This is a genomic window from Rhodococcus sp. PD04 (assembly GCF_035918275.1).
Lineage (GTDB): Bacteria > Actinomycetota > Actinomycetes > Mycobacteriales > Mycobacteriaceae > Rhodococcus > Rhodococcus rhodochrous.
This window is the reverse complement of sequence record NZ_CP142143.1, coordinates 2,565,440-2,581,404: the sequence shown is the minus strand read 5'-3', so window position 1 is coordinate 2,581,404 and position 15,965 is coordinate 2,565,440. Positions and strand designations below refer to the sequence as shown.

General features: G+C 68.0%; 15 protein-coding genes. 10 read left to right on the top strand and 5 right to left on the bottom strand.

Annotated features, from left to right (window positions below; genetic code table 11):
• The first annotated feature begins 48 nt into the window (after positions 1-48).
• Positions 49-819, top strand: coding sequence for an 8-oxoguanine DNA glycosylase OGG fold protein (locus U9J23_RS11890; protein WP_272267352.1), 771 nt, complete (start codon positions 49-51; stop codon positions 817-819).
• 20 nt (positions 820-839) lie between these two features.
• On the opposite strand, the gene U9J23_RS11885 is transcribed toward U9J23_RS11890, so the two are convergent.
• Positions 840-1,067 carry a hypothetical protein gene (locus U9J23_RS11885; protein WP_272267350.1) on the bottom strand — a complete coding sequence of 76 codons (228 nt, stop codon included), beginning with the start codon at positions 1,065-1,067 and terminating at the stop codon, positions 840-842.
• Positions 1,068-1,165: 98 nt separating this feature from the next.
• Here U9J23_RS11885 and gvpJ point away from each other — a divergent pair, with 98 nt between their 5' ends.
• From gvpJ to U9J23_RS11870, 3 genes are all read left to right on the top strand, one after another.
• Entirely contained in the window at positions 1,166-1,540 is a 375-nt protein-coding gene (gvpJ, locus tag U9J23_RS11880) for a gas vesicle protein GvpJ (RefSeq protein WP_085468312.1), read from the top strand.
• A 124-nt stretch (positions 1,541-1,664) separates the two neighbouring features.
• Positions 1,665-2,288: a maleylpyruvate isomerase N-terminal domain-containing protein gene (locus U9J23_RS11875; protein ID WP_272267348.1), complete on the top strand. Its 624-nt coding sequence runs from the start codon at positions 1,665-1,667 to the stop codon at positions 2,286-2,288.
• Between the two features lie 32 nt (positions 2,289-2,320).
• On the top strand, positions 2,321-2,524 hold the full coding sequence (locus U9J23_RS11870) for a zinc-ribbon domain-containing protein (protein ID WP_016694796.1): 204 nt from the start codon (positions 2,321-2,323) through the stop codon (positions 2,522-2,524).
• A gap of 6 nt (positions 2,525-2,530) precedes the next feature.
• On the opposite strand, the gene U9J23_RS11865 is transcribed toward U9J23_RS11870, so the two are convergent.
• Complete coding sequence (locus U9J23_RS11865) at positions 2,531-3,337, bottom strand: crotonase/enoyl-CoA hydratase family protein (RefSeq protein ID WP_272267344.1); 807 nt, start codon at positions 3,335-3,337, stop codon at positions 2,531-2,533.
• Positions 3,338-3,552: 215 nt separating this feature from the next.
• Between U9J23_RS11865 and U9J23_RS11860 the strand changes: the two genes are divergently transcribed.
• A complete protein-coding gene (locus U9J23_RS11860; RefSeq protein ID WP_272267342.1) occupies positions 3,553-5,034 on the top strand; it encodes an Hsp70 family protein in 1,482 nt (493 codons plus the stop codon).
• 4 nt (positions 5,035-5,038) lie between these two features.
• On the opposite strand, the gene U9J23_RS11855 is transcribed toward U9J23_RS11860, so the two are convergent.
• Positions 5,039-5,644, bottom strand: a complete 606-nt coding sequence (locus U9J23_RS11855) for a hypothetical protein (protein WP_225623794.1) — start codon at positions 5,642-5,644, stop codon at positions 5,039-5,041.
• Between the two features lie 166 nt (positions 5,645-5,810).
• Between U9J23_RS11855 and U9J23_RS11850 the strand changes: the two genes are divergently transcribed.
• Positions 5,811-8,471, top strand: a complete 2,661-nt coding sequence (locus tag U9J23_RS11850) for a helix-turn-helix transcriptional regulator (protein ID WP_272267339.1) — start codon at positions 5,811-5,813, stop codon at positions 8,469-8,471.
• Between the two features lie 13 nt (positions 8,472-8,484).
• Here U9J23_RS11850 and U9J23_RS11845 read toward each other — a convergent pair whose 3' ends face one another.
• Positions 8,485-9,033 carry a DinB family protein gene (locus tag U9J23_RS11845; protein ID WP_172414981.1) on the bottom strand — a complete coding sequence of 183 codons (549 nt, stop codon included), beginning with the start codon at positions 9,031-9,033 and terminating at the stop codon, positions 8,485-8,487.
• 100 nt (positions 9,034-9,133) lie between these two features.
• Here U9J23_RS11845 and U9J23_RS11840 point away from each other — a divergent pair, with 100 nt between their 5' ends.
• Both U9J23_RS11840 and U9J23_RS11835 read left to right on the top strand, forming a co-directional pair.
• Positions 9,134-10,096 carry a helix-turn-helix transcriptional regulator gene (locus U9J23_RS11840; protein WP_088898615.1) on the top strand — a complete coding sequence of 321 codons (963 nt, stop codon included), beginning with the start codon at positions 9,134-9,136 and terminating at the stop codon, positions 10,094-10,096.
• A gap of 81 nt (positions 10,097-10,177) precedes the next feature.
• Entirely contained in the window at positions 10,178-11,254 is a 1,077-nt protein-coding gene (locus U9J23_RS11835; RefSeq protein WP_088898616.1) for an alkene reductase, read from the top strand.
• 9 nt (positions 11,255-11,263) lie between these two features.
• Here U9J23_RS11835 and mqo read toward each other — a convergent pair whose 3' ends face one another.
• Positions 11,264-12,769, bottom strand: coding sequence for a malate dehydrogenase (quinone) (gene mqo / locus U9J23_RS11830; RefSeq protein ID WP_272267337.1), 1,506 nt, complete (start codon positions 12,767-12,769; stop codon positions 11,264-11,266).
• Between the two features lie 99 nt (positions 12,770-12,868).
• On the opposite strand from mqo, the gene U9J23_RS11825 reads away from it, so the two are divergent.
• A complete protein-coding gene (locus tag U9J23_RS11825) occupies positions 12,869-13,774 on the top strand; it encodes a LysR substrate-binding domain-containing protein (RefSeq protein ID WP_160875142.1) in 906 nt (301 codons plus the stop codon).
• A gap of 331 nt (positions 13,775-14,105) precedes the next feature.
• Positions 14,106-15,584, top strand: a complete 1,479-nt coding sequence (locus tag U9J23_RS11820; protein WP_272267334.1) for an aldehyde dehydrogenase family protein — start codon at positions 14,106-14,108, stop codon at positions 15,582-15,584.
• Positions 15,585-15,965: the final 381 nt, after the last annotated feature.

Below are 15,965 nucleotides of genomic sequence, written 5' to 3'. Positions count from 1 at the left end.
GCGTGTCCTGCCCCGGAATCGCCGGACACTCGTGGCAATGTCCACAGAATGCATCCGTACGACCAGGGGTTCGAGCCTCCGCAAGCATGCTCGGAGTGGTGCCGAGCGCGTTCGTTCGACCTGCAGGTGCTCGACGAAGGCGTCACCGTCGATCTGAAGTGGTGGAACAGCCACCTCGAGCGCGCCGGGCACGAGATCCGCCTCCGGGGACGGAATCTCGACGGACGGATCATCGATGACGGCGACGCGATCGTCCAACGCAACGACCTCCGCTCGGACAGTGAACTGATCGAGGCCGACCACGCGGGCCTGGGCCTGTTGTTCCTGTGCGCGGCGTGGCGCAGCGCGCATCCGCGACGACGTGGCGCTCGACGTTTTCCGGATGTCCGGGACGCACACGCCCCGAAGGGCCGGGACCGGTTCACCAAGATCAAGGGAGTCCTCGACTACTGCGCGAAGACCAAGTCCCTGCCCGACACCGCGCGGCAGACCTGGTCCGGATGGCCGGATACCCCCGGGGTCGGCGTACCACTGCTGGCGACCTATCTGTGGGCGGTCGAGGTGCGGACCGAGGCGGGCCCGGCGCAACTTCTCGATCAGCATGCGGTGTCGACGCTCGTCCACGAAGGATGGCTCGAGGATCCGTCGGTCGCGGACTTCACGCTGCGGCGCTATCTCCGGTACGTCGAACTCCTCAACATGTGGGCGTCGTTGATCGCCACGCGTCCGGAGATGGTCGAGATGTGGCTCGTCGACCGCTGGCACGCCCGTATCTGCGAAGCCCGGGACGGATCTCACGCAACTCCGCGATTGTTCTGACCCTCCTCCGATCCACCGCGTTACTCCCCTCGAGTGGGGGACGATCGCGGGGTCGTCGAGAGGCGCACCCGGTCGATCACGACGGAGACGGCGATCACGGTCACCACGACCAGCAGAGCCCCCACCGACAGTCCTTCTCCTGCAACCATGATGTCTTCGTGGTCCTGGTCGTGCCGCCGGGAAGGCGTCATGATGGAGAAGTGACGCCCGCGTCGCCCGGAGAGCTCGTCCTCCTCGCCCGGATCCACTCGTGTGATCCGGAATCGCTGTGCGCCGATTCCGTTCACGCACGAGGAGCAGCACCATGACTTCGATCGAACCCGCCGGCGGCGGGGGTGGCGGGACGATGGCCCGCCCGAATTCGTCCGGGTTGGCCGACGTCATCGACACCATCCTGGACAAGGGGCTCGTCATCGACGCGTTCGTGCGGGTCTCCCTCGTCGGCATCGAACTCGTGACCATCGACGCCCGCATCGTGGTCGCGAGCGTCGACACCTATCTGCGGTTCGCCCAGGCCGTGGACAGACTCGAGATCTCGCAGACCCAGCCGAAAGGTGTGCCCGAGATCGTCGGCGACGTCGGCGGGAAGGCCGTGGAGAGCGCCGCCGAGCACAAGACCCGCGGTGCCCTCGACTCCGCGGCCGAGAAGGTCCTCGGGTTCTTCGACGACGTGGCGGAGAAGCGACAGGAAGCTCCGCGACGCAAGAAGAAGCAGCGGTGACTCCCCGAACCGGAATACCGTCGCAGTAGCAGGGCGCTGCCCTTTCCTGTCGGCGAACGTCCGGCGGAGCAGGTGGACGTGGCGATACGGTCGGAATCGCCGCACGTCGACGGAGGGGGTTGTTGTGGCGGTTTTCGAACAGGATCGCGCGCTGATGATCCGACTGTGGCGCATGTGGGGATCTCGCGCCGCCGAACTGTCCGACGAGCAGTGGACGACCGAGACCCGGCTACCGGGCTGGACGGTCCGGGACGTCTACGTGCACATCACACCGGACGTGATGATCGAGATGCTTGCCGCGCCACCGGCGGACGGTGAGGCGAAGGTGACCAGCGCCGCGGAGATGCTCCGGATCCTCAACGCCGATCCGGTCGAGGCCGAACCGAGGCACGAGCGGATGGCCGAGACGGTGCGCCGACTGGCAGCCGATGCCGAGCGCGCCGCCGTCGCGACCCGCTTCGAATCCGAGTTCCCCGCCGCCTTCGACCGGATCCCCGGATTGAGCCGTGCCTCCGTGATCGCGCACCCGTTCCTGGAGTCGGTCGCGCTCGGCGCTTTTCTCGACATGGCGATCCTGGAGACCACGATCCACTGGCTCGACGTGATCGACGCGGTCGGCGGACCACGACCCGAGGCGATGGCGCTCGAACGGACACGGAACATCCTCGCCGCGGTGCCCGATCCGCTCACCTTCGTCGAGGCCGCGTCGGGCCGCTCCGACTCGGCGATCCTTCCGGTCATGCACTGAAGGACCACGCGTCATCGCTCTATGCTCGGACGATGTTCCTTCTCTTCGGCTTCGGCACCAAGCGACAGAACCTCGGTCCAGGGCAGAACCGGACGTGTCCGCGCTGCCACAACACCACGCAGTGGCTCCGGATCCGGGAGTCCAAGCAGTTCACATTGTTCTTCGTGCCGGTCGCGCGGTGGGGTCGCCGACAGTTGGAGCAGTGCGGGATCTGCGGTACCGCCGTGGAGATCTGAGCCCGGTCAGTCGGGATCGGCGAAGGCGGGAGCACGCTCGGCCCTCCCCGCCGTGACCGCCTCGATCTGATTGGGCGAGCCCATCAACTCGACCTGCAGCGTGCTCTCGAGCATCAGCGCGGACTCCGCATCCGAGCCCGTCCACGTCTCCTCGTACAGGCGCTTGGCCGCCTGCACGGCGTGCGGCGACTTGCCGGCGATCTCGTGGGCCAGCTCCTGCGCTGCGGCGAGCGGATCGTCCGAGACGTGGGTGACAAGTCCGAGCGCGGCGGCCTCGGCGCCGGTGAGGATGCGCCCGGTGAAGGTGAGTTCCTTCGCCACGTCGAGGCCGACGAGTCGCGGCAGGCTCTGGGTGATCCCCATGTCGGGGACGAGGCCCCACTTGACCTCCATGATCGACAGCCGCGCGCCGGGCGTCGCGAAGCGGATGTCGGCGCCGAGGGCGATCTGCAGGCCGCCGCCGAAGCAGTTGCCCGTGATCGCGGCGATCACCGGGGCCGGGACGCGGGACCAGCCGTAGGCCACGCGCTGGGCGTGGTTGGCGATGTGGCCGTCCGCGCGGGCGAGCAGATCTCGCGGGCCACTGCCGTCGCGGTTGCCGAGACCGGTGATGTCGAGACCGGAGCAGAAGCTCTTACCGGCGCCGTGGAGCACGACGGCGCGGACCGTGCGGTCGGTCGCGAGCTGCTCGGTGGCGTCGACGATCGCATCGAACATCGCCGGGTCGAGCGCATTGTGCTTCTCGGCACGGTCCAAGGTCACGGTTGCGACACCGAACTCGTCGATCTCGATCCGCACTCTCTGCTCGCTCATACGCCCGAACCTCCTCGATATCAGTGGGGATCGGGACGTCCGGAAAATCCTGCCCACGATCGCGAAGCCGACTGTACAGCAAGGATTTCGCCGCCGACGGCGAACATGCGAGCGGCCTCGCCAACGTCCTCGGCGGCCGTTCGGAGACACGCCGTCATCCGAGTCCCGCCCGCCTCCGGCGTGCAGACCGTGACCGAACCGTTATAGTCGGCGTCATGACTACAGTTCTCGGTGTCTCGGTCGGTGCCAGCGCGGTGCGCTTTGCGCGACGTGACACCGGGAGCGTCGACAGCCCGATCTTCCGCTCCCGCTCGATGCCCGCCCTGCTCGACCGGCCGGCCGAACTGGCCGCGGAGTCCATCGAGACGATGCTCGCCGAGACCGACGAGATCGAGCAGGTGCGCGCCATCGGCGTCGCCTATCAGAACGAGACGCAGGCCGATTTCGTCCAGGGCGCGATGAGCCGACTGGACATCGACAACTTCCGGCTCGTCCCGGAAGTGACCGCCGCGCTCGAAATGCTGGAAACCACAGGAGATCTCGGCGACCACCAGACACTCGTGTTCTACGATCTCGGCAGCTCGGGCCTCACCGTCACCGTCGTCGACCGGGGCACCCGCATCGCACTGAGCACGGCACGCTCGGACCGGATCAGCGGCGACCTCGTCGACCGCCTGATCTACGACCACCACGTCGACCTGCAGCGCTTCACCGAGCCGGCCGATATGGCGGCGCAGCGGGCGCTCACCGCCCGGTGCCGCGACGCGAAGGAGCAGCTGTCCTCGAAGGACGCGGTGTGCATGCCCGGCGAGGGTGGTCTGCTGCTGCTCTCTCAGGACAGCTTCGATTCGCTCATCGACGGACCCGTGAAGGCCTCGGCCCGCCTCACCCTCGACGTCATCCGCCGCTCGGGACGCACTCCCGACGCCGCGGTGCTCATCGGGGGCGGAGCAAATATTCCGCTGGTCACCGCCGTGATGGAGTCGTGGCTCGACATTCCGGTGATCGTGCCCCCGCAGCCCGAACTCGTGGCAGCGGAAGGTGCGGCACTCCTCGCCCGCCCGGACACCGCGAAGGTCGCCGAAACAGCGGAGTTCGCCGCACCGACGGAACTCACCGAGACGGCACAGTTCGCCCCGCAGTTGGTCGCGCCGGACGCGCCGACCGAGAGCTTCGCTACCGCCGACATCCGGCAGGAGACCGAGGCGCCCGCGCAGCCACGGAACCGTCGACGTCTCCTGCTCGCGGGTGGTGCCGTCGTCGTCGCGGCGGCGATCGCCCTGGGTGTCGACCTGCTGCAGGATTCCGGTCGCGATCCGCAGCCCACCGCCACGCAGCAGGAGATACAGGAGCCGCCGGCGCAACCGGCAGCGGAACCCCGGTCCACGACCCCCACCGACACATCGACCGCGGCGGAAACCGTCCCGGCGGTCTCGGACGAGCAGTCGACGGTCACCGATCGCAGCGAGACCCGCACCACCTACCGGCCGCAGACGACGGCGGAAACCTCCACGACCTCCACGCAGGTCCCCGCCACCACCGGGACGCAGGACGAGGCGGCGCCCGACACCTCGGTGCCGTCACTCGAACCGGAGCCCGCCCCGACGGTCCCCGGGCTCCCCCAGTTCGAACTGCCGACACTGCCCCCGCCCCCGCAGTTCCAGCTCCCGCAGCTGCCCCGCATTCCCGGGCTCTGATCGGTCAGCCGCAGACCGCCGGGGTGCGGCGCGGACCCACGGGTTCCGGGTGAGGCAGCAATCGCTGCCACCATCGGATCACGCGCGGGCTCGGAAACAGCTGCGCGACGCGGAACCGGATCGTCCCGGGTCCGGTGCGCGCCGGCGGCGCGGGTGACAGAAGTTGCTCTCTCGGAGCCGAGCGCGTGTGTTCTTCGTGGCACCAGTCGACCACCACCGACCGCGCTCCGCTGCGGATGATCAGCGACCGCACCGGCCCGTCCACGAAGACCTCTCGATCGACGTGATGGGGGCCGGAATACCCGGGCTCCGGGGTGATGCCCAACAGGATCTCGGGTTCGGTGGACGGCCGGCTCCCCTCGACCAGCAGACGCTCTTCGTCGACCTCGCGGACGGTGACGTCGCTGTGTCCCGAGACGTCGCCCACCAGCAACGCCACGTAGTCGGTCTCGCTCTCCGAGTCGCGGATCGCCAGCAATCGGGCCTTCCGGGAGCCGCAGCGCAGCGACTCGTCGAGTTCCGGTGCCACCGTGCGCGCATCCGCTGCAGCGCTCAGGTCGATCCGTCTCGACGTCCAGCTGAAGAACGGCTCCGACGATGTCGTGGTCATCACCAGCTCCTTCGGCCGTTTTCCGTTCGATTGCTCCGACGACTCCATCGTGGTCGCCGAAGGTGCCGACGTCGCGCGTAGTGGAGTACTCGATCTGCGGTCACGGGCAGGAGGTGAAATCTCCAACCCGGAGATATCCGCACTTCGCGGATCTACGATCGTGTGCATGGATCAGCGCTGGCCACTGATTCAGCGGCGGGGGGAACTGGAAATCATTGTCGCGGCCCTGACGGACCCCGGCCGAGGCGGTGTGGTCCTCACCGGAGATCCCGGAGTCGGCAAGACCACCCTGGCCCGGATGGCCACCGACTCGCTGTCCGCCCCGGTGCGCTGGATCGCGGGGACGGAATCCGCTCGGAGCATCCCTCTCGGTGCCTTCGCGCACCTCATCGAAGCTCCCCCTGCCGGCGATCCCGTCGCCTTCCTCGCCGCCGCACGACAGGCACTGCTGAGCGAACACGGTTCCGATCGTGCACGGCTCGTCCTCGGTGTCGACGACGCCCACCTGCTCGATCCGCTGTCGGCCACTTTCCTCCATCAGCTCGCCCTCGATCGCGCGGTCCACACAGTCGCCACGGTCCGCAACGGTGAAGCCGTGCCCGACGCCGTCACCTCCTTGTGGAAGGACGGCCATCTCATCCGCCTGGAGCTGTCACCGTTCACCCGGCAGCAGAGCATCGATCTGATCGAAACCGTGCTCGGTGGTCCCCTGGAGGAGTTGAGTGCCGACCTGATCTGGAAGGCTTCGGGTGGGAATGCGCTGTTCGTCCACCACCTCGTGGTCGGGACCCGCGAGGCCGGCACGCTCCGCCGGGTGGGGAACGTGTGGCAGCTCCGGGGCGGCACCGCCGTCACCTCCGAACTCGCATCACTCCTCGAACATCGCATCGACCACCTCACGCCCGAGGTGCTGCAGGCCCTGCAGCTGCTGGCGTTCTGCGAACCGCTCGACCTCGAGATCCTGTGCGGTCTCGCCGGCGACGACGCGGTCGAGGAAGCGGAACGACGAGGACTGATCGACGTCGTCGACGACAACCGCAATTACCGCGTCCGCTACACCCACCCCCTCTTCGGTGAGGTCGTGCGCCGCCGTGTCGGCCGGATCGCCGGGCGCAGGATCCGCGGTCAGCTCGTCGAGGCATTGGGATCGCGCGTCCAACGGGGCCCGACCGACCGGATCCGTCTGGCCGAACTCTCCTTGGACAGCAGCCGGGCCGTCGACCCCGAGTTGCTCGAGACCGCGGCCCACGACGCGATCGCTCTGGGCGATGCCCCGTTGGCCGAACGTCTCGCACGCGCGGCGTTCGATGCCACGGGCACGTTCTCGGCGGCGGATCTCCTCGCCCGCGCGCTGGTGTGGCTGGGTGGGATCAGTGAGGTCGAGTCCGTGCTGGCCTCGTTCGATCCCCGCACCCTCGACGAGAGCGAGCTCGTGCGCTGGGGCGCGACCCGCATCTCCAATCTCTTCTGGGGGATGGGTAACGCCGCCGAGGCCCAGCAGGTGCTCGCGACCCTCCGCGAACTGGTCACGCGCCCGCACCTGAGGGTGGTGGTCGACGCGATCGACTGCGCATGCGCGGTGTACGAAGGGCGTCCCCGCGATGCGCTCACCCTCGCTCACCGCATCTTCGCCACCGAAACCGCACTCCCCTGGGCGGTCGAGTGGGCGTTCTTCGGCGGCGGACTGTCCCTCGCGGTGATGGGACGCGGTCACGAAGTCCCTGCGATGGCCGCGCGCTGCGCAGCGGTCGCCCACCAGGTCGACGGCCTGCTGCGCTATCCCGCCGGCCTGGGTGAGGTTCTCGCATTGCTTCTCACCGGAGATCTCGACGAGGCCGAGCGTCGGGCCGAGACCTATCGGGAGAGCGCGATGCGTGGTCCCGCCGACGCCCACGGGACCGTCACGTCGATAGGCCAGTATCTCGCGTGGGGGCTGGCGAACATCCTGCTCGGCGTCGTCGACACCGCGCGCGGGCGGTTCGTGCACGCCGTGCACCGCCTCGAACAGGCCGTCGCCGCGCTCCAGGTGGACGACCGGGCTGCCACCGTCTCCTGGAACGTGCCGGCGTACCTCGCCCTCACACACGGCTACGCCGTACTCGGGCGTGTCAACGACGCGGATGCCGCTCTGGCCCAGGCGACCTCGCGCAGCGGCCTGCACGTCGCCGTCTTCGAGCCGCAACTCCGGATCGCAGAGGCATGGCTCGCCGCGGCGCGCGGCGAGACCACGAACGCGATCACCTCGGCCCGAGAGGCGGCGCAGATCGCGGCACGGCACGATCAGTTCGCCGTCGAGGCGATCGCCCTGCACACCGCCACCCGGTTCGGGGATCGCACCACCGCGGAACGACTCTCGGCACTGACCGAGCAGTGCGACGGACGTCTCGTCGCCGCCATGGCGGCCCACGCCACCGCTTCCGCGGAGGCGGACGGCCGGGGACTGACCGCGGCCGCGGAGACCTTCGAGGCGCTCGGGGCCCTCGCCGACGCCGCCGATGCCCACGCCCTGGCCGCCCTCGCCTACCGCGACCACGGCGACACCCGACGATCCGTCGAAGCCGCCGCCGCGGCCGCGGCACTGGCTGCGCGATGCGATCACGCCTCGTCGCCGGCGCTGGACGAGGCGGCTCGCCCGCTCCCCCTGACCAGCCGGGAACGGGAGGTCGCCGCGATGGTCACCGCCGGGCTGTCCAACCGGCAGATCGCCGACCGGCTCGTGGTGTCGGTCCGCACCGTCGAGGGGCACATCTACCGGGCGTGCACCAAACTCGACGTCTCCGACCGCACGGAGCTCGCCGAGTTGATGCGCGACACCGGCCGGCGCTAGCGCGACCTCCGGTTCACCCCATCGACTTCGATCCGTCGAGGGATTCGCGGATGATGTCGGCGTGGCCGGCGTGCTGCGTCGTCTCGGCGACGATGTGCAGCAGCGCGCGACGCACCGACCAGGCGTCCTCGGTGTTCCACGGTGCCTTGGGAAGTTCGTGGACGACGTCCAGCGACGGCAGCGTGCGTACCAGCTCGTCGGTCCGGGCGGCGACCTCGTCGTAGGCGCGCAGCGCTCCTTCGAGGGTCTCACCGGGCTGCAGCTGGAAGACCTTGTCGTGTTCGGCGAAATCCTCTTCGGTCCACTCGGTGAAATCCTTCTCCATGTAGTCGGCTCCGACCACGAGGAAATCCGCCCATCCCCGCTCGACCTCGGTGACGTGCTTGATGAGTCCGCCGATCGTCAAGGCGCTCACCGTCGTTCGTTGCGACGCCTGTTCGGTGGTGAGATCGCGGGCCGTGAACCGCAGGAAGTGCCGCGCGTGGGCGAGGCCCGACAGCAGATCGCGGCGTTCCTGGTCGAGGGTCGGGGTGGCGTTCCGGGTGGTGGTGGTCTCGGTCATCGGGTGCTCCTCGTCGTCGTGATCCGGCAAGAACTACGCTACGAGCCATTGGTGCCAGTTCCTGTCACTTATAGGTCCGCAGGTGCGGAAGAATGAGGTCATGTCCGACACGAGCTCCCGCACCCTGCGGCTTCTGTCGCTGTTGCAGACCCACCGCTACTGGCTCGGCGCCGAACTCGCCGACCGGATGGGCGTCTCGCTGCGCACCCTCCGCCGCGACATCGAACGGCTCCGCAATCTCGGATATCCGGTGCGGTCCGATCGTGGGGTCGGCGGCGGGTACCAGCTCGCGCCGGGCGCGTCGTTGCCACCACTGGCTCTCGACGACGACGAAGCGGTCGCGCTCGCGGTCGGCCTACTCACCGCGGCCCAGACCTCGATCACCGGGATCGCCGAGATCTCCGTGCGCGCGCTGGCCAAGGTCATCCAGGTGATGCCACCGCGGCTGCGACGCCAGGTGGAGGCGCTCGATGCGGCGACGGTCTCCGCCGACACCCCCTGGGCGACCCGCGCGACCGATTCACAGCAACTCGTCACCGTCGCGCGCGCGTGCCGCGACGACGAACGCATCGTCTTCGAGTACACCGCGGCCGACGGCACCACGACGAGCCGGCGCGTCGAACCCCGGCAGCTCGTCTCCCTCGGGCGACGCTGGTATCTCGTCGGCTACGACCTCGACCGTGGTGACTGGCGCAGCTTCCGGCTCGACCGCATGGCCGAGACCACCGCCACCGGGATGCGATTCCGGCAGCGCGAGCTGCCCGGCGGCAATGCCGCGGCCTTCGTCGAACGCGGCATCCGCAGCCGCTCCCAGGTGAAGGTCAGTGCGGAACTCGAGGCGCCGGAGCACGAGGTGCGGCGCCGGATCGGTCAGTGGGCCGAGGTGATCGCGATCGACTCCGAACGGTGCCGGATCGAGGTGGACGCCGACAGCATGGACTGGGCGGTCTTCGCCGTGGGCATGTCCGGAGGACGGCTGCTCGGTGCGTCGCCACCGGAGTTCGTCGAGCACCTGGAGAACTGGTCGAATCGGCTGGTCACCGCCGTCGAACACTCGGAGTGACCATCCACCCGGCGCTATGACCCATCCCACAATCGGCCGGGCACCGGAATGCCGTCGGGGGTGGGGGTGGTTGCGCCACCCATGGATCTGTTCACACCTGTCGCCCTCGGAGACCTCGAACTCGCGAACCGCATCGTCATGGCCCCGCTGACCCGCCTGCGTGGTGGTTCGGCCGGTGTACCCGGAGATCTGATCGTCGAGCACTACCGTCAGCGGGCGAGCGCCGGACTCATCATCGCCGAGGGAACCTATGTGAACTTCGAATCGCAGGCCTTCGTCGGTCAGCCCGGCATCGTCACCGACGAGCAGGTCGCCGGCTGGCGTCGCGTCGCGGATGCCGTGCACGAGCGCGACGGACGCATCGTGCTGCAGTTGATGCACGGCGGCCGCGTCACGCATCCCGACGTCAACGGTGGCCGGCGTGTCGTCGGGCCGAGCGCGATCGCGATCGACGGCCAGGTGCACACCGAGCAGGGTAAGCAGCCCTACCCCGTGCCCCACGCGCTGACCATCGACGAGATCCCCTCCGTCGTCGACGACTTCGTCGCCTCGGCCCGCCGCGCAATCGATGCCGGACTCGACGGCGTCGAGGTCCACAGCGCCAACGGCTACCTGCTGCACGAATTCCTCTCCCCCGCATCGAACGTGCGGGACGACCAGTACGGCGGTTCGGTGGAGAACCGGATCCGCCTCGTTGTCGAGGTCGTGAAGGCCGTGTCGGAGGCGGTCGGCGCCGGACGTGTCGGGCTGCGGATCTCCCCCGAACACAACATCCAGGACGCCGTCGAGACCGATCGCGACGATGTGCGTGCCGTCTACGGCGCTCTGGTCGACGCCCTGCAGCCCCTGGGCCTGGCGTATCTGTCGGTCCTGCACAAGGAGCCGACCGGCGATCTGGTCCAGGAACTCCGGAAGCGTTTCGGCGGCAAGGTGATCGCCAACAGCGGCTTCGGCTCGCCGACCACCCGCAACGAGGCCGTGCAGCTGATCGACGATTCGCACGCCGACGCCGTGGCCGTCGGCCGCGCGCTGATCGCCAATCCCGACCTGGCCGAGCGCTGGCGGGACGGGCAGCCGGAGAACGCACCGCGTCCGGAGCTGTTCTACGCGTCCGGAGCCGAGGGCTACACCGACTACCCGTTCCTGCAGACCGCCTGAGCGTAAATCCTACGAGGCGCTCGGATCCTCGCGCGCCGAACCGTTTCTCGCCGCTGCTGTAGCGCGGGCGAGGCCCGGTTCGGCGCGCGAGGTCGTTTCGGTCTCCCGATACAGGTCGGGCATCATCCGTTCGAGCACCGGTCGCCACCGCGCCACGTCATCCGGGAAACACGTGCTCAGCAGCTCGACCATCGCCGATGGAGCGATCGAGGCGCCGGGCGACGCCCCGAGCAACCCGGCGATGCTGCCGTCCGCGCTCGCCACGACCTCGGTGCCGAAGGTCAGGACGCCGACCCTGCGACGATCGGGTTTGACGAGCTGGGCTCGTTGCCCCGCGTCGATCAACTCCCAGTCGGACTGCTGTGCCTCGGGACAGAATCGCTGCAGCTGCCGGAATTTCCGCGCGCGGGACGCGAGCAGTTGGCCGACGAGATAGCGCACCAGCGACAGATTCTGCAGGCCCACCGCCACCAACGGGGCGATGTTGTGTGGGCGCAGGGTGGTGAACAGATCGGTGAGCCGGCCGTGTTTGAGCAACCTGGTGCTGAACGTGGCGTACGGGCCGAACATCAGCGACTCGCGTCCGTCGACGATCCGCTTGTCGAGATGCGGCACGGACATCGGTGGTGCGCCCACGTCGGCCTGGCTGTAGACCTTCGCCGCATGTTGGGACACCACGTCGGGATTACCGGTGCGGAGGAACTGCGCGCCGATGGGAAAGACGGCAAAACCTCGCACCTCCGGGATGCGGGCCTTCTGCAAGAGTTTCAGGGCGTACCCGCCGGCGCCGACGAACACGAACCGGGATCGGACCGAAAACCGTCCCGTCGTCGTGCGTCCCGAGACCGTCCACCTCCCGTCGGTGGTGCGGCGCAGTCGTGTGACCTCGTGCCCGGTACGAAGCTCGACGCCACGACGACGCGCGTCCGACAGCAGTCGGTGGGTCAGGGCACCGAAGTCGACGTCGGTGCCTGCCTCGTAGTGCGTGGCCGCGATCGGTTCGGATCCGGAGCGACCGCCCATCACCAGCGGTGCCCACCGGACGATCGTGTCGGGGTCCTCGCTGTACTCCATGGCGGAGAACAGCAGCGAGCGTTGCAAGGTGGCGTGCCGCCGACGTAGATAGTCCACATCGCGTTCGCCGAAGACGACGTTCATGTGCGGTGTCGCGTTCACGAACGTCGTCTCGTCCGGCTCGTCGAGGGACTCCCAGAACTGCCGTGAGATCCGGAACTGTCGGCCGATCTCCTCGGCCCGGGTCGAATCCTCAGGATCGGGCATGTAGTTCAGTTCGCAGAGGCCCGCGTGGCCGGTGCCGGCGTTGTTCCACGGGGCGCTGCTCTCGGCCGCGACCTCGTCGAGTCGTTCCAGGACGAGGATCGACCGATCGGGTTCGAGCCGTGTCAGCAGTGCACCCAGTGTTGCCGACATGATGCCGCCGCCGATCAGGACGGCGTCGCACTCGTGGTCGTCGTGCTGTGGTCCGTCGGCAGAGTGCTTCCGATTCACCATCATTCACCTGCTTTCGCCGTTGTCGATCTTCAGCGTGCCTCTTCCCGATTCATCCGTCCAATGAGATTTCGCAGGTATTACCATGCAGATGTGGATTGGTATATGACGTCCGAGACCGCAATGGTCGCCCCACTGCTCGTCGCCTTCGACGCCGCGGCGCGCGAAGGCCACATCACGCGCGCGGCGGATCTGCTCGACGTTCCCCAGTCCTCGGTCAGTCGCCGCATCCGGGCACTCGAGAAAGCAGTGGGTGTGGCGTTGTTCCAGCAATCCGGACGAGGGGTCGTGTTGACGTCGGCCGGGCGGGAGTTGCACGAACGCACCCGGCATCTGGTCCGGGAGCTCGACGGTGCGATCGCCACGGTGCGTGAGCACGCCGATCCCGATCACGGCGTCGTCCGCTTCGGGTTCCCGCTCACCCTCGGGCCGGTGAGCATCCCGTCGTTGCTGGCCGAGTTCCACCGTCTCGCCCCCGGCGTCCGGTTGCACTTGGTCCAGGCGCACGGCGAAGCGCTCGCAGAGATGGTTCGCGACGGCCGGCTCGATCTCGCCGTCATCATCCCTCCGCCGGAGGATCTGCCGGTCACCGTGCTCGCCCAGCAGCGGCTGTTGCTCCACCTCCCGAGCAGCCATCGACTCGCCGGCCGTGCCCGCCTCGACCTGCGCGACCTCGCGGACGATCACTTCATCGCCAACCCTCCCGACTACCACATCCGGAGAGAACTCGAATCTGTTTGCGCTGAAGCAGGATTCGAACCGTACATCGCGTTCGAGATCAGCGAGTTCGAAACGATCCGGGCACTGGTCGCCCAGGGCCTCGGGGTTGCACTGTTGCCTCGCTCGGAAACTCCGGTCCCCGGAATCGTCACCGTGCCGGTCGCCGGCATCGCGAATCGCACCATCGGATTGACGACGGGGACGAGGACGCCTTCACCGGCGGTCACGCGACTGCACGCTCACATCGCCGGGCACGCCGACAGATTCGACGACCGCCGGCTCGATTCATAGGCATCCCTCTCGAACGCCGGAGACGGTGCACAGCTTCGCGAGGCGTGCGCCATCTCCTGCGTCGCCGGTCCCGACGAGGCGCAAGCTCCCGGTTCGAATGGTCGCCGACGGGGTATGCCACACAGATGCGATCGTCTGCAACGAGTGTTACCCGACGCCGCTGTCGGCAGTTCTCGGATACGAGGAGATCGTGCTGACTCCGGCATCCAGACCGGCTGGTGGAGCCCATTTGTTCGAACAGATCAACACCACATTCGGCGATTCGGTAAACGCATCGACCTTCGAGCCGTCGTCGCTTTTCTCTGACCTACCTACCGTCGAGGAGTTCTTCATGACAACAACAGATCTCGGTTCCACCGCCACGTTCGCCGGGCAGCCGGTCGCCTCCCAGTTCATCGATGGGCAGTGGCGCGAGGGACGCTCCGACCGCGTCCTGACCGACACCAATCCGTTCGACGACAGCGTGGTCGCCACGATCCGCCTCGCCTCCGCCGAGGACGTCGACGCCGCCTACACCTCCGCCCGGGCAGCACAGGCCGAGTGGGCCGCGACCGGTCCCGCCGACCGCGCCGCGGTCCTGCGTCGCGCCGCGCAGATCCTCGAACAACGCCGAGCCGAGATCATCGACTGGCTGGTCGCCGAGTCCGGCTCGACGCGGATCAAGGCCGATACCGAAGTCTCCCTGGCCATCGGCATCACTCAGGAGGCGGCGTCGTTCCCGTCCCGGGTCCACGGATCGATCTTCGATTCGAACACCCCGAACCGTGAGATGCGGGTGTACCGCAAGCCGATCGGAGTGGTCGGGGTGATCAGCCCGTGGAATTTCCCGCTGCACCTGTCGCAGCGATCGGTGGCACCGGCGTTGGCGTTGGGCAATGCCGTGGTGATCAAGCCGGCCTCGGACACTCCGGTGACCGGCGGTCTGTTGATCGCCCGGATCTTCGAGGAAGCAGGCCTACCGGCGGGAGTGTTGTCGGTGGTGATCGGCTCCGGTTCGGAGATCGGCGATGCTTTCGTCGAGCATCCCGTCCCGCGGTTGATCTCCTTCACCGGCTCGACACCGGTCGGTAAGCAGGTCGGTGCGGTCGCCACCGGCGGTGAGCACCTCAAGAAGGTGGCACTCGAATTGGGCGGCAACGCACCCCTGGTGGTCCTCGACGACGCCGATCTCGACGCCGCCGTCGAGGCAGCGGTGACCGGGTCGTTCCTGCATTCCGGACAGATCTGCATGGCCGTGAACCGCATCATCGTGCAGGCGCCGGTGTACGACGATTTCGTCGAACGATTCACCCGAGCCGCGCAGGCCGTGCCTTACGGCGATCCCTCCGCAGACGGCACTTTGGTCGGGCCCGTCGTCAACGATTCGCAGTTGAAGGGCCTCGAGGAGAAGATTGAGCAGGCCCGGCACGCCGGAGCACGCGTTGCGCTCGGTGGGGAGATCAACGGCCGGGTCGTGCCTCCGCACGTGTTCGTCGACGTCACGCCCGACATGGAGATCGCCCGCGAGGAGATCTTCGGCCCGATGGTCGCGGTCCTGCGCGCCGATGACGAAGCACACGCCCTCGAATTGGCCAACGACCACGAGTTCGGTCTGTCCAGCGCGGTCTTCACGCAAAACATCGACCGGGGACTGCAATTCGCGCATCGAGTCGAGGCAGGCATGACGTTCATCAACGAAATGACCGTTCAGGACGAGGCGCACGTGGCATTCGGTGGCGAACGCAACTCCGGCCTCGGACGATTCAACGGCGAGTGGGCGATCGAGGAGTTCACCACCGATCACACCATCGGCGTGACTCGGCTGGTGTAGGCACGCAACAGCGCCTCCGCTACGCCGACGGATTCGACGATCGTCGCGGCCGTACGGCGTAGCTCGACCGCACGCAGTCGGCATTCACGGCCGCGTCGCCGCTACCGACCGACGTCGATACGGAACACTGCCGTCTGCACCCCTGCGCAGACTCGAGGTGCAGGCGGCAGACGTCGAAGGGCGATCAGGCCGAGTGCGGGCGCGAACATCCTCGGTCGCCGGTGAGAACGCCGACCCAGCGTGCGTTGCGTTCGCCGTCTCCGCTTTGTAGGCTCCGTGCATGGCAGGATTGTCGACAATCCTACAAACCGGGAGGCGGTCGATGATGTTCCTTGAACCGGCGCGCCCATATTCTCTGCGGTCCCCGTTCCTGACGCGGCG

Excerpts from the sequence above, each read along its gene's own strand:
- U9J23_RS11890 (WP_272267352.1), top strand. The coding sequence starts at position 49 with ATGCATCCGTACGACCAGGGGTTCGAGCCTCCGCAAGCATGCTCGGAG.
- gvpJ (WP_085468312.1), top strand. The coding sequence starts at position 1,166 with ATGGCCCGCCCGAATTCGTCCGGGTTGGCCGACGTCATCGACACCATC.
- U9J23_RS11870 (WP_016694796.1), top strand. The coding sequence starts at position 2,321 with ATGTTCCTTCTCTTCGGCTTCGGCACCAAGCGACAGAACCTCGGTCCA.
- U9J23_RS11865 (WP_272267344.1), bottom strand. The coding sequence starts at position 3,337 with ATGAGCGAGCAGAGAGTGCGGATCGAGATCGACGAGTTCGGTGTCGCA.
- U9J23_RS11860 (WP_272267342.1), top strand. The coding sequence starts at position 3,553 with ATGACTACAGTTCTCGGTGTCTCGGTCGGTGCCAGCGCGGTGCGCTTT.
- U9J23_RS11855 (WP_225623794.1), bottom strand. The coding sequence starts at position 5,644 with ATGACCACGACATCGTCGGAGCCGTTCTTCAGCTGGACGTCGAGACGG.
- U9J23_RS11850 (WP_272267339.1), top strand. The coding sequence starts at position 5,811 with ATGGATCAGCGCTGGCCACTGATTCAGCGGCGGGGGGAACTGGAAATC.
- U9J23_RS11845 (WP_172414981.1), bottom strand. The coding sequence starts at position 9,033 with ATGACCGAGACCACCACCACCCGGAACGCCACCCCGACCCTCGACCAG.
- U9J23_RS11840 (WP_088898615.1), top strand. The coding sequence starts at position 9,134 with ATGTCCGACACGAGCTCCCGCACCCTGCGGCTTCTGTCGCTGTTGCAG.
- U9J23_RS11835 (WP_088898616.1), top strand. The coding sequence starts at position 10,178 with ATGGATCTGTTCACACCTGTCGCCCTCGGAGACCTCGAACTCGCGAAC.
- mqo (WP_272267337.1), bottom strand. The coding sequence starts at position 12,769 with ATGATGGTGAATCGGAAGCACTCTGCCGACGGACCACAGCACGACGAC.
- U9J23_RS11825 (WP_160875142.1), top strand. The coding sequence starts at position 12,869 with ATGACGTCCGAGACCGCAATGGTCGCCCCACTGCTCGTCGCCTTCGAC.
- U9J23_RS11820 (WP_272267334.1), top strand. The coding sequence starts at position 14,106 with ATGACAACAACAGATCTCGGTTCCACCGCCACGTTCGCCGGGCAGCCG.